The organism is Aestuariivirga sp. (assembly GCF_046093005.1).
GTDB lineage: Bacteria > Pseudomonadota > Alphaproteobacteria > Rhizobiales > Aestuariivirgaceae > Aestuariivirga.
This window is the reverse complement of the sequence record NZ_JBJTER010000065.1, coordinates 20,498-31,818: the sequence shown is the minus strand read 5'-3', so window position 1 is coordinate 31,818 and position 11,321 is coordinate 20,498. Positions and strand designations below refer to the sequence as shown.

The window sequence follows — 11,321 nt, the reverse complement described above, 5'->3', positions numbered from 1 at the left end:
GTCCGATGCGCCCGCACAACATCCCAAGATCAAACATGCCCACTCCACCAGCCTGGCCGACCCGTAGGAGGTCAGACCATTAACACAACCATACCGCACAGGCCAACCCGCCCGTCCGGAATTTCCCTTGCCCCCGTCTGGCGCTATGTGAAGCAGCCTTCGTTAGCGGAGAGTAAAGCCGGCACGTGGGGGGTCCTTACCAAAGGATGAGGTTGTTGCAACGCAAAATTCGATTGACTTTCATGTTGCAGTGCACATATTAGGCGCATCCAACACGCGGCAACACGGAGTGAGCCCAATGATGAAGTCTTTTGAAGAATTCCAGTCCTTCGGCAAAGACGGTTTTGAGGCCTATGTCGCGTCTTCGAGCGCGCTGACCAAGGGCTTTCAGGCCATGGCCCAGGAAGCCGCTGATTTCTCGCGCAAGTCGCTGGAGAAGGGCACCGCGGCTTTTGAGAAGCTGTCGGCCGCCAAGTCTGTCGACAAGGCGATTGAGGCTCATCAGGCGTTCGCCAAGGAAAGCTATGAAGCGGCCGTGGCCCAGATGAGCAAGATGAACGAGCTCTACATGCACACTGCCAAGGAAGCCTTCAAGCCGTTCGAGGCGTCGTTCGCGGCGTTCGGCGTCAAGGCGCCGAAGTAGGTTTCGATCAGCCCCTCCCGGGCTTGAAAAATGAGCCCTTCGGCCGCATCCGGCCGGAGGGCTTTTTCATGTCAGTTCGATCATCACCGGCACATGGTCCGAGGGGTGGTCCTGGGCGCGCGTGTCGCGGTCGATTCGCGCTGATTTCAGGCGGTCGGCGGCCTGCGGCGACAGTAGCAGATGATCGATCCTGATGCCGTGGTTGCGCTTGAACGCGCCGGCCTGATAGTCCCAGAAGGTATAGAGATCGGGCTCGTCGCCGTGGACCTGGCGGATGGCATCGGTGAGCCCCAGGTTGAGGAGGGTGCGGAACTTGGCGCGCGCTTCCGCCGAGAATAAGGCATCGCCCAGCCAAGCTTCCGGGTTCCTGGCGTCGCGCGCTGAAGGGATCACGTTGTAGTCGCCCGCCAGCACCAGCGGTTCCTCCAGCTTCAGGAGCGCCCGGGCATGGGCATGGAGACGGTCCATCCAGCGCAGCTTGTAGGTGAACTTGTCGGTTCCCAGCGGATTGCCGTTGGGCAAATAGATCGACGCGACGCGGACGATGCCGGATTTGCCGGGAAACACCGCTTCCAGGTAGCGCGCCTGGCCGTCCTCGTCCTCGCCCGGAAGCCCGCGCCGCACGTCCTCCGGCATGGCCCTGGAGAGAATGGCCACGCCATTATAGGTCTTCTGGCCATGGACGAGGCAATGATAGCCGAGGTCCTCAAAGGCCTGGGCGGGAAAAGCCTTGTCCTCGCATTTCAGTTCCTGGAGGCATGCCACATCGGGCTTGGCCTCGCTAAACCAGGCAAGGGCATTGTCGAGCCGGGCGTTGATGGAATTGACGTTCCAGGTGGCAATCTTCATGGCTGGCATGATGACCGCCCGGCGATGATGCTGTCAAATCGAGAAACTGGTGCCGCAGCCGCAGGATGACGTGGCATTCGGGTTCCGGATGCGGAAGGACTGCCCCATGAGATCGTCGATAAAATCGATCTCGGCACCTTCCAGGAACCCCTGGCTCACAGGGTCGATCACGGCCTTGACGCCGTTCCGCTCGATGACCAGGTCATCGGCCGCGGGAGCCTCGGCAAGCTGGAATTCATACTGGAAGCCGGAGCAGCCGCCGCCATTGACGGCGATCCGCAGGGCCTGTTTCCCTGGCTCCTTCGCCAGGATGTGGCCGATGCGCGCCGCGGCCCGCTCGGTGAGGGTGATGGAACCAGTCATGATGGTGTATGTTGGGGCGATTGCGCGGCTTGTCAACGGATTCTGCCATGAAGCGGTTCACCGCCCCATTTGCCTGCCTGCCTGAGAAGACGCGCGGCCGCGTTTTCGCTGAGCCGGGCGGCGACTACCGGTCCGCCTTTGCGCGCGACCGTGACCGCATCATCCACTGCCAGGCGTTCCGCCGTCTCAAGCACAAGACGCAAGTCTTTGTGTATCACGAGGGCGACCACTACCGCACGAGGCTCACGCATACGATCGAGGTGGCGCAGGTGGCACGCTCGATCGCCCGCGCCCTGGGGCTCGACGAGGATCTGGCGGAAGCGCTGGCGCTGGCCCATGATCTGGGCCACACGCCCTTCGGCCACGCGGGCGAGCGCGAACTCGATTCGCTGATGCGCCCATTTGGTGGTTTTGACCACAACGCCCAGTCGCTGCGCATCCTGACCAGGCTCGAGCGCCGCTACGCGGGCTTCGATGGGCTGAACCTGACCTGGGAGACCCTCGAAGGTCTCGTGAAGCACAATGGGCCGCTGATCACGCCCGAAGGCGATCCGGTTGGCCGCTACCGCGAGCGCGGGCTTCCCGAGGCGATCATCGACTATGCCTCCGCCCATGACCTGGAACTTGCCTCCTTTGCTTCGGCGGAGGCCCAGGTGGCCGCGATTTCCGACGATATCGCCTACAATGCGCATGACATTGACGATGGCTTGCGGGCTGGTCTCTTCAACCTGATCGATCTCGGCGACGTGCCTCTGGCTGGGGAGGCGCTGTCCAGCGTTCTCAGGCTTTATCCGGACCTTGAGCCGGACCGCATCGTGCATGAAACCGTGCGCCGCGTGATGTCGGCCATGGTCACCGATGTGATTGCCGAAACCCGGAGACGCGCGGAGCAGGCAAGGCCCGGCTCTGCGGCGGCGGTCCGCGCCATGGCCGGGCCGCTGGCGGGCTTCGGGGCGCAGATGCAGGAAAACAATCGCGTGCTGCAATCCTTCCTCAACGAAAAAATGTACCGGCACGAACGGATCGAGCAGATCATGGAACGGGCGCGCCGGGTGATGCGCGACCTCTTTGATGTCTACATGAATGATCCATCACTGCTGCCGCAAACCTGGCGCGCCGAGGCTGCGGCATCGGATACCACTGTTCATGCCCGGCAGGTTTGCGATTTCATCGCCGGCATGACGGACCGTTACGCGCTCGACCAGCACAAGCGCCTGTTTGACCTTGATCCGCTGTTCCGCTGACATCGTGTGAGAATGCGACCCCGCGCGATCGCGCGCCATCAGGCGTTCAGCATGTCTTCCGTGTTTGCGAAAACCTGTCCTGAAATAAAATCGCTGCCCGCCCCGCAAAGAAAAAGAACAAGTTCAGCGTTCGTATTCGAGAATGACGAAACCTGTCCGCCGGCCGAAAGATGGCCGAACTGGCCGGCGCTGCCTTGGCCGGTGGCGTTCACCTGGACATTATGCCTCGCAACTTCTATGCCGACAGACCGCACCTAGGCATGCTGCGCCCCGCGCGCGGCATCATGGCAACTGAGGTTGGGCGTTCCGTATTCCGGGCCCGCGCCGCCGATGACCACGATCTTGCCTGAGCGCCTTGCAAGCATCTGTGGCAGCACCGCGCGGATGAGGCGATGGGTGGGCGTCACAATCCGCCTGAAGACGTGGTCCCAGTCCTCATCGGTCGTCTGATGAGCGGGCGCACGCCGGCCCGGCGCGCGCAGATTGACGATCAGAATGTCGATCGCGCGTGCTTCGGTGATCAGGCGCTCGGCCTCGCCGCGCTGCGACAGGTCGCGGCGGTCTTCGATGACTTGGGCTCCCTCATCGCGGAACAGGTTCACAATGGCCGGGCCCATGAATGAATCAGCCTCGGTCACCACGGCGCGCCGCCCAGTCAAACGGGTGCCCATCTATCCCTCCTAACCTGTCCAGCCGCCGGCAAAGGGAAACGCCTGGCCGGCGAAGCAGTCACTCCCGGAACCGGCGAGGAAGGCTGCCAGCGCGGCGCATTCCCAGGCTGCCGCGAACCGGCCCTGCGGGATGTCTTGAACCTGAGCGGCAATACCCGGTTCCGCGAGATCCGCATCGGGCAAGGACATGCGGCTGGCGACAAAGCGCTGCGCGATCGCATTGATCTGCACATTGTGCGGCGCGGCCTCGGCGCCCGCCGCTCTGACATAGGCGAGCTGGGCGCCCGACGCCGCCGCGAAGGCGCAATGCGAAGCAGAACCGCGCAGGCCATTGGCGCTGCCGATCACCACGATCTTGCCTGCGCGCCGCTTGATCATTTGCGGAAGCACGGCGCGCACCAGGCGGTGCAGCGGGTGGACCAGCGCCTCGAACTGCATCGCCCACTGCCTGTCCGTGGTGGCTGTCAGCGCTATTCTGGGATTGCAGAAAACGAGGTTGACGACCAGAACATCGATATGTCCGGCGGCGGCGATCAGCTTGCCGGCGGCCGATGGTTCGATGAGGTCGCCGGCGTCGCCACATACCTCCGCCCCGTTGATCCGGAACCGCTCCATGAGCGCCGGCCCGACAAAATCCTCCGCCTGGGTGATCAAGACGCGCTTGCCCTCCAGACATGGTCCGGATGGTTTCGGATGCGGCAGGAACCTTTCCAGAGCGATAGGCGCGGTCTCGAAATCATGGATCTCGCGCCAGCCCTCGGGCAGTGGAACATGCGGGGTGGAGACTTCGCCCCAATCCCTCTGGTCCCGCCGCCCTCGTGATGCCGTCGTTGTTCTATTCAGCCGCGGCATGGCCGGTCTCCGTGGATTTCGATGCGTTTGATTGTTCCCGAGGCGGCGCATGGGCGCTGGCCATCGCCATGCACTGGACGGACACCGCCGCCGGATGGAACTGCAGCAGCATGCTCTCTTTTCCTGGCACTTCCCTGACATCCACGCCGATATCGGAACGTATCTCCGGCGCGAGGGATGCGAGGCTGGCGAGCGCGGCGCGCCGGCGGCGCCTGGCCCGCCACGCCGCCAATGCCGCGAGTACGGTCCTCAGTGGACGGAGCGTGTAATTCCAGCCGGTTGAAATGCTAAGACCGCTCATGTTTTCTGTTCTCACTCTGAAGTCCTGGTTGTTTTCGAGGGTTCAAGGCCTATCCTGATGCATCATCGGTTTGCGGCTTGAGACGGTTGCGCGGGCTGGCTTGTTCTCAGCGTGACGATGGCGATGCTGGCCAAAACCAGAAGTGCGCCGGCGGCTTGCCCCGGCGTCATCATTTCATTGATGAGCAACATCGCGAACGGCGCGCCGGCGCTGATCAGCATGGCCGCCGCGCCCGCCGAGACGTGCTGTTGCACCGATGCGCACAGGCAGAGGCCCAGACCCTTGGCGAGAATGCCGATGATCGGCAGGCCGGGCAGCGCCTCAACGGATGCCGACTCCGGCGGCAAGCCACAAAACATGAAACTAAGGACAAGGCATGCGAAGCCGCAGACCGCCAGTTGCGAACAGGCGATGCCCGCGGAGTCCCGGTGGCGCGCAACGTGCTCGCCAATCGCTACCATCCAGACGGAAAAGGCGAGCGCCGATGCGCAGAGGCTTGCGGGGAACACCCAGAGCGGCGGACGCTGGCGCAGCGGCGCCCATGATGCGAAGGGCGTGATCACGGCCGAGGCCTTGACGAAGAAACCGGCATCCGCCACCGAAGTGTCGCCGAAACCCGCCCGCGCCAGAACGGTCGCGGCGGAACGCGGGATCGCGACCGTGAGAATGGCGCCCGCATCTGGCCGGCCACGTGGAACCCCTCTCAAGCCGTCACGGCTTGCCAGGGAAAAGCGCGCCATTGCCCCCGGAAGGCGGCCGATTCCGGTGGCTGTGAAGCTGTCCAGATGAACAGGCACGGTCGTTTGCGAGACCCCGCCGATGCCCCAGGCCAGGGTGGCCGGCATTGCCGCGAAAGATGCCATCAGCGGGCTCATCTGGGCACCCCAAAACGGTTGACCAGCGCTGGCTGCACGCGGCGGAAACTGGCAATGCTCATCGCGAGGTGCTCCATCGAACGCTTGTCCCGGCGGGCGTAAGCTGCGTGGTTTCGTTCTCGAGACGCAGCGTCAAACCAGCGTCAATCGAGCGTCAAAGGATCGTCAGCCCCGCTTCTGCTGACGCTACGGAAACCAGCTCTTACGATGACTTTTGGGAATGGCGTGGCGGGATATGATCGGCCTGCCGGGGCCAGCTATATCGATTTCTGGTTCGACTTACGGCCCCTGGCACTGGCGGCGTGGTTGCCGCGCATCCGACACACAAGCGCCTGTTTGACCTCGATGCGCTTTTCCGCTAGGGCGGCCCGGGTTCCGATAACGATCCGACGGCAAAAATGAATCTGTTTGCTGAGTTCCTGCAGGTGATCCGCGGGGCGGTGGAGGACGCCGCCGCCGCGCAAGGCATTGCCGCGCCGATGGATTTGTCGCGGCTGACCGCCGAGCCCCCGCGCGAGCAGGCACACGGCGACATCGCCAGCAATGCGGCGATGGTTTTGAACAAGGCGTTCGGTCAGCCGCCGCGGGTACTGGCGGAGGCGATCGCCGCAAGGCTTCGCGGCCATGCCGATGTTGCGGAAGTTACCGTCGCCGGACCGGGCTTCATCAATCTGCGGCTCAAGCTTCATGTCTGGCCACGCGTGGTGTCCGCGGTTCTCGCGGAAGCTGACCGGTATGGCCGCTCGGAGCTGGGCGGTGGCCGCAAAGCCAATGTCGAGTATGTCTCGGCCAATCCGACCGGCCCGTTACATGTAGGCCATGTGCGGGGCGCGGTGTTCGGCGATGCGTTGGCACAGCTTCTCACCGAAGCGGGATATGTTGTGACCCGCGAGTACTACATCAATGATGCCGGCGCGCAGGTGGATGTGCTCGCGCGCTCGGCCTATCTGCGCTACCTGGAAGCGCTGGGCGAGCCCATCGGAGAGATCCCGCCGGGGCTTTATCCCGGCGATTATCTGAAGCCGGTGGGTGAGGCTCTGGCGCGGGAGTTTGGCGCCAGCCTCAGGGACAAGCCTGAAACCTCCTGGTTGCCGGTCGTGCGCGGCATGGCGATGGATATGATGATGGCGCTGATCCGCGACGATCTGGCGGCGCTCAATATCCGTCAGGAAGTGTTCTTTTCCGAGAAGTCGCTGCATGAGTCGGGTGAGGTGGCGGAAGCCATCGCTGACCTCAGGGCGAAGAGTCTGGTTTACCAGGGCAGCTTGCCGCCGCCCAAGGGCGAGATGCCGGAGGATTGGGAAGACCGGGAGCAGACCCTGTTCCGGGCAACGGCCTTCGGGGATGACAGCGACCGGCCGCTGCTCAAGTCGGACGGGTCCTACACCTATTTCGCGTCCGACGTGGCCTACAGCCGAAACAAGATTACGAGGGGCTATAAAGAGCTCATCTATGTGCTGGGCGCCGATCACGGCGGCTACGTCAAGCGGTTGCAGGCGATTGCCGCCGCTTTGGCGGGTGAAGGCAGTGTCGATGTCATCGTAAGGTTGTGCCAGCTGGTCAAGCTCTACCGGGCGGGACAGCCGGTCCGGATGTCGAAGCGGGCAGGCGAGTTCGTCACGCTGCGCGAAGTTGTGGATGAGGTGGGCCCCGACGTGGTGCGCTTCATGATGCTGTTCCGCAAGAACGAGGCGCCGCTCGATTTTGACTTCGCAAAAGTGACCGAACAGTCAAAGGATAATCCGGTTTTCTACGTCCAGTACGCGCATGCGCGGACCTGTTCGGTGATCCGCAATGCCGCCGAAGAGGGATTGGTCTTGACCGGCAAGCCGGACTTCAGCCTGCTGGCGGACGAGGCCGAACTCGCCCTGATCCGCAGGCTGGCTGAGTTTCCGAGGTTGATCGAGGCCGCGGCAGGCGCGCATGAGCCGCACCGCATAGCCTTCTATCTATATGATTTGGCGGGCGATTTTCACGCCCTCTGGAACAAGGGCAAAGACTCGCCACAGTTGCGCTTCATTCTCAAAGAAAAACTTGAACTTACCCGCGCACGTGTCGCATTGTTGCGCGCGATCAGATATGTTCTGGCCAACGGGCTTCGGATCCTCGGGGTGAGACCGGCCGAAGAGATGTAGGGGCGTCAAGGTAGTTTAGATGGATCAGGATTCGACCAACGGCTCGGGGCCCGACAAGCGCAATTGGCGGGAACGGCTTGGTATTGGCGCACAGGAGCTTCCGAAACTCTCGGATGAGTTCCGCGGCCAGTCCGCGGCGGAAGAGGACAAGACCGCAGCCCGGCCGCCGCAGCCTGTTGTGAAGCCCGCTCCGATGGCGCCGCGCGTCGCCCGCAAGCCCGCCGTGGACCAGCCCGCGCCGCCCGCCACCGCGGAACGTCCGGCAGCCGCGGCTTCCCGGGCAACCCCACGAGGCGCCGACAATGCCGTGCAGGACGCGCTGGCCGAAAAGCTCCGGGCCCAGCGCGCCGCCGCTGAGCGGCTTGCCGAACAGCGCGTGCAGGCGGCCCGGCAGAAGGCCGAGGGCAAGAGCGTTCCGCCGCGTCCCGCGGCGTCCGGTGGCGGGGCGCGTCCGGCGGCAGGGCTGGCTGGCAGCCGTCCCAAATTCGGCTTCGCCGACGAGAACCGTGGCGCGGACTCCGGTCGCACCGGCCAGAACGCGCAGTCATCCCTCACGCCGCCGCGGCCAACGCTTGGCGGCGAGCGCGGCCAGCCGCCATTCCTCCGTCCCGCGCTGAACGGGAGCGGGGCGGGCAGAAGCGCGTCCGCCTTCCGGCCGGGCGATTCCGGTTCTGGCGCCGCCACGGCGCGCCTGCCGCCGCCTGGCGGTTTGCGCGGCACTGCTGGCGGAGACTCGTCCGCCTACGGGGCGAGCCGCCTGCCAACCCGGCGACCGGCCGGGACTGAGCTTTTCGCGCGCCGTTCTGAGCAGCGCGATGCCGCCGAGACCGAGGCGGAGGCCGAGCGTCCGGCTGCCCGGCTGGGGCGGCCTGGTCTTTCCGCGCCCACGCGCGACAGCCATGAAGATGTGTTCGAGGATGAAGCCCCGCCGCGCCAGCGCCCCACGGCGCGCGATTATCAGGACGCCTATGAGGAGACTGACGAGGTTTTCGCCGATCAGCAGCGCCGGTCCAGCGGCCCGTGGCTGGTCTTCCTCGGATTGCTTCTGGCGGCGATCGGGCTCGGTTCCGTGTTCTGGTATTATGGCGACAGCCTCCGCGGCCTGACGGGGGCCGGCAACGCACCGCAGCCCGCCGAGACGTTGCCGGTGGTGAAGGCTCCTGAGGAGCCCGCGAAGGTTGAAGCTGAGAGTTCGCCGTCGCCTGACGCTGAAGCGCCTGGTCAGCAGAAAAAGCTGATCTATGATCGGATCGTTGGCGATCAGGAAGTGACTGGCGGAGCCGCCTTGCAGTCCACCGAAGAGATCCCGGTGGCGCCGGCAGACGTTCAGCCGGCCGTGCCCGTCCAGGAAGCGCAGCCGCCAGCGCCCGCCAACCAGATTCCAGCGCCTGACGCAATCGATCAGTCGACCACGGGACAGGGCCTTCCGGAGGTCGAACCGCCGCCGCCGATACCGCCGCCTGCGCCGGGGCAGGAGGGCAGCCTGCAACAGGCCCCCGCGGCGCAGGTCGCCGCGGCATCGGCCCCGCCTGAGCCGGGGGCGACCGCGCCGCCGCCGGCGGCAGTTCCAAGCCCCGAGCTTTCATCGAGTGCCGCCGCCCTCCCGCCGCCCCCGGAAACAGCCACCGATGGGGCGGCTCTTGTTTCGGAGACAGCCTCCGCCGTCGACGGCGCCGCCGCCGAGGCCAAGAAACTGGAAGAAGCCGCACCGCCGCCGCCGCCCGCCGAGCCGCAAGAGGCCGTGCAAGCGCCGGCGCCAGCCGAGACCGAGGCCGCGCCACCGCCGAAAAAGAAGCAGGCTGCGGCGCGCAAGAAACAATCCACCGAAAACTTCGAGAATCTCGGGTCCGAGCCGGTGGTTCTTGTGCCGCCGTCGCAAGCCCCGGCGCAGGATCAGCAGTCGATCGCGGCTGCGCCCCCTGCCCAGCAAGCGCCGCCCGCCGGACAACCGAAGCGCCGCACCATTTTTGATATCTTTGAGCGTGGCGGCTCGGCCAGCCCGTCGCAGAACGGGCAGGTCGCGGCATTGGAACAGCCGGCCCCGAGCCCGGCGCCCCGCGCTACCGCACCCCGGGCGTCTACGGGCGGCGGCTATCTCGTTCAGCTTTCGTCATTCCGCAGCCAGGCTGACGCACAGCGCGAGTACGCCCGTCTGCGGAATGATTTCCCCGACCTGGTTGGCGCCTTGCCGCAGCAGATCCGCGAAACCAGCGTCGCCGGCAGCACCCGCTACCAGCTGGCCCTGGGGCCGATTGCGTCGCGCGGCGAGGCGACGAAGGTTTGCAGCGAACTGATCGCCGGGGGCGAAAGCGACTGCATCGTCAGGGGTCCTTGAGTTTTGGCTCGTTTCAACCTTCCATGACGGCCATCGGCGCGTTTATTTCCGGGTGCGCGGGGCCGGTGCTGAGCGAGGCCGAGCAGCGGTTCTTCGCGCGCAGCAATCCCTTTGGGTTGATCGTGTTCAGGCGCAATTGCGAGTCGCCGGAGCAATTGCAGGCGCTGACCCAGGCGTTTCGCCAGGCCGTCGGCCGCAAGCATGCGCCGGTGTTCGTCGATCAGGAAGGCGGACGCGTGCAGCGGCTGGGGCCGCCCAGCAACCGCTGGCGGCAATACCCGGCGGCCCGCGCCTATGGCGAGGCCTACCGGCGGGACCGGGTGCTGGGCCTCCGGACGGCCCGCAATGTGGGGCGGCTGATGGCCGAGGATCTGATCGCGGCGGGCATCACCGCAAACTGCGCGCCGGTGCTCGACGTGCCGCAGCCGGGCGCCCATGAGATCATCGGCAGCCGCGCCTATGCCACGGAGATTGAAGCGATCATGGCGCTTGCCCGCGCGCATGCGGCGGGCCTCGCGGCGGGCGGCATACTGCCGGTGATCAAGCATGTGCCGGGCCATGGCCGCGCCCGGGCTGACAGCCATCTGGAATTACCCGTTGTCGAGGCAGGGCTCGCGGAGCTCGAAGCCGTCGATTTTCCGCCCTTCGCGGCGATGGCCGATGCGCCGATGGCGATGACCGCGCATGTTGTCTACACGGCCATTGACGCATCGGCGCCCGCTACCCTGTCGAAACCGGTGATCTCGTCGGTCGTTCGCGGGCGGCTGGGCTTCAACGGCCTGCTGATGACCGACGATCTTTCCATGAAGGCACTGTCAGGCACGTTCACCGAAAAGACGCTGCGGGCGCTGGCGGCGGGCTGCGACCTGGTGCTGCACTGCAATGGCGACCTGGCCGAGATGCAGGAGGTGGCGGCGGCGGCCGGCGTTCTCAAGGGCCCGGCACTGGCCAGGGCGCGGGCCGCGCTCAAAGCCCGTCTGAAGCCGCAACCCTTTGACCGGAAACAGGCTCTTGAGGACCTGAACGCTCTTCTGGCGGCCTGAATCTGGGGAT

12 protein-coding genes are annotated in these 11,321 nt (G+C 65.3%); 5 read left to right on the top strand and 7 right to left on the bottom strand.

Going from position 1 to position 11,321, the window contains the following annotated elements:
- Window positions 1–298: 298 nt before the first annotated feature.
- Window positions 299–643 carry a phasin family protein gene (locus ACKOED_RS05470; protein WP_408915571.1) on the top strand — a complete coding sequence of 115 codons (345 nt, stop codon included), beginning with the start codon at window positions 299–301 and terminating at the stop codon, window positions 641–643.
- A gap of 66 nt (window positions 644–709) precedes the next feature.
- Here the strand turns inward: ACKOED_RS05470 and xth are convergent, their stop codons facing one another.
- Together xth and erpA are read right to left on the bottom strand one after the other, a co-directional pair.
- Window positions 710–1,492, bottom strand: a complete 783-nt coding sequence (gene xth, locus ACKOED_RS05465) for an exodeoxyribonuclease III (RefSeq protein WP_408915572.1) — start codon at window positions 1,490–1,492, stop codon at window positions 710–712.
- A 33-nt stretch (window positions 1,493–1,525) separates the two neighbouring features.
- On the bottom strand, window positions 1,526–1,855 hold the full coding sequence (erpA, locus tag ACKOED_RS05460) for an iron-sulfur cluster insertion protein ErpA (protein WP_408915570.1): 330 nt from the start codon (window positions 1,853–1,855) through the stop codon (window positions 1,526–1,528).
- A 47-nt stretch (window positions 1,856–1,902) separates the two neighbouring features.
- Here erpA and ACKOED_RS05455 point away from each other — a divergent pair, with 47 nt between their 5' ends.
- On the top strand, window positions 1,903–3,099 hold the full coding sequence (locus ACKOED_RS05455) for a deoxyguanosinetriphosphate triphosphohydrolase (protein ID WP_408915569.1): 1,197 nt from the start codon (window positions 1,903–1,905) through the stop codon (window positions 3,097–3,099).
- Window positions 3,100–3,137: 38 nt separating this feature from the next.
- On the opposite strand, the gene ACKOED_RS05450 is transcribed toward ACKOED_RS05455, so the two are convergent.
- The 5 genes from ACKOED_RS05450 to ACKOED_RS05430 form a co-directional block, all read right to left on the bottom strand.
- Window positions 3,138–3,311, bottom strand: a complete 174-nt coding sequence (locus ACKOED_RS05450; protein ID WP_408915568.1) for a hypothetical protein — start codon at window positions 3,309–3,311, stop codon at window positions 3,138–3,140.
- Window positions 3,312–3,353: 42 nt separating this feature from the next.
- Entirely contained in the window at window positions 3,354–3,770 is a 417-nt protein-coding gene (locus ACKOED_RS05445) for an SDR family NAD(P)-dependent oxidoreductase (protein ID WP_408915567.1), read from the bottom strand.
- 9 nt (window positions 3,771–3,779) lie between these two features.
- On the bottom strand, window positions 3,780–4,622 hold the full coding sequence (locus tag ACKOED_RS05440) for an SDR family oxidoreductase (protein ID WP_408915566.1): 843 nt from the start codon (window positions 4,620–4,622) through the stop codon (window positions 3,780–3,782).
- Complete coding sequence (locus tag ACKOED_RS05435) at window positions 4,606–4,923, bottom strand: hypothetical protein (protein ID WP_408915565.1); 318 nt, start codon at window positions 4,921–4,923, stop codon at window positions 4,606–4,608. The genes ACKOED_RS05440 and ACKOED_RS05435 overlap by 17 nt, the downstream gene beginning before the upstream one ends.
- A gap of 62 nt (window positions 4,924–4,985) precedes the next feature.
- On the bottom strand, window positions 4,986–5,768 hold the full coding sequence (locus ACKOED_RS05430; protein WP_408915564.1) for an EamA family transporter: 783 nt from the start codon (window positions 5,766–5,768) through the stop codon (window positions 4,986–4,988).
- A 428-nt stretch (window positions 5,769–6,196) separates the two neighbouring features.
- Here ACKOED_RS05430 and argS point away from each other — a divergent pair, with 428 nt between their 5' ends.
- Genes argS through nagZ form a run of 3 tightly spaced genes read left to right on the top strand, consistent with a single transcriptional unit; the run spans window position 6,197 to window position 11,311 of the window.
- The gene (argS, locus tag ACKOED_RS05425; protein ID WP_408915563.1) at window positions 6,197–7,933 is read left to right on the top strand and encodes an arginine--tRNA ligase; all 1,737 of its coding nucleotides are present in this window, start codon (window positions 6,197–6,199) and stop codon (window positions 7,931–7,933) included.
- A gap of 19 nt (window positions 7,934–7,952) precedes the next feature.
- Window positions 7,953–10,268, top strand: coding sequence for an SPOR domain-containing protein (locus tag ACKOED_RS05420; protein ID WP_408915562.1), 2,316 nt, complete (start codon window positions 7,953–7,955; stop codon window positions 10,266–10,268).
- A gap of 23 nt (window positions 10,269–10,291) precedes the next feature.
- Window positions 10,292–11,311 carry a beta-N-acetylhexosaminidase gene (gene nagZ, locus ACKOED_RS05415; RefSeq protein WP_408915561.1) on the top strand — a complete coding sequence of 340 codons (1,020 nt, stop codon included), beginning with the start codon at window positions 10,292–10,294 and terminating at the stop codon, window positions 11,309–11,311.
- Window positions 11,312–11,321: the final 10 nt, after the last annotated feature.

Bases quoted from the DNA above. Each gene is read 5' to 3' on its own strand.
- argS (WP_408915563.1), top strand. From the start codon at position 6,197: ATGAATCTGTTTGCTGAGTTCCTGCAGGTGATCCGCGGGGCGGTGGAG.
- ACKOED_RS05435 (WP_408915565.1), bottom strand. From the start codon at position 4,923: ATGAGCGGTCTTAGCATTTCAACCGGCTGGAATTACACGCTCCGTCCA.
- erpA (WP_408915570.1), bottom strand. From the start codon at position 1,855: ATGACTGGTTCCATCACCCTCACCGAGCGGGCCGCGGCGCGCATCGGC.
- ACKOED_RS05455 (WP_408915569.1), top strand. From the start codon at position 1,903: ATGAAGCGGTTCACCGCCCCATTTGCCTGCCTGCCTGAGAAGACGCGC.
- ACKOED_RS05430 (WP_408915564.1), bottom strand. From the start codon at position 5,768: ATGCCGGCCACCCTGGCCTGGGGCATCGGCGGGGTCTCGCAAACGACC.
- ACKOED_RS05470 (WP_408915571.1), top strand. From the start codon at position 299: ATGATGAAGTCTTTTGAAGAATTCCAGTCCTTCGGCAAAGACGGTTTT.
- ACKOED_RS05420 (WP_408915562.1), top strand. From the start codon at position 7,953: ATGGATCAGGATTCGACCAACGGCTCGGGGCCCGACAAGCGCAATTGG.
- ACKOED_RS05445 (WP_408915567.1), bottom strand. From the start codon at position 3,770: ATGGGCACCCGTTTGACTGGGCGGCGCGCCGTGGTGACCGAGGCTGAT.
- ACKOED_RS05440 (WP_408915566.1), bottom strand. From the start codon at position 4,622: ATGCCGCGGCTGAATAGAACAACGACGGCATCACGAGGGCGGCGGGAC.
- xth (WP_408915572.1), bottom strand. From the start codon at position 1,492: ATGAAGATTGCCACCTGGAACGTCAATTCCATCAACGCCCGGCTCGAC.
- nagZ (WP_408915561.1), top strand. From the start codon at position 10,292: ATGACGGCCATCGGCGCGTTTATTTCCGGGTGCGCGGGGCCGGTGCTG.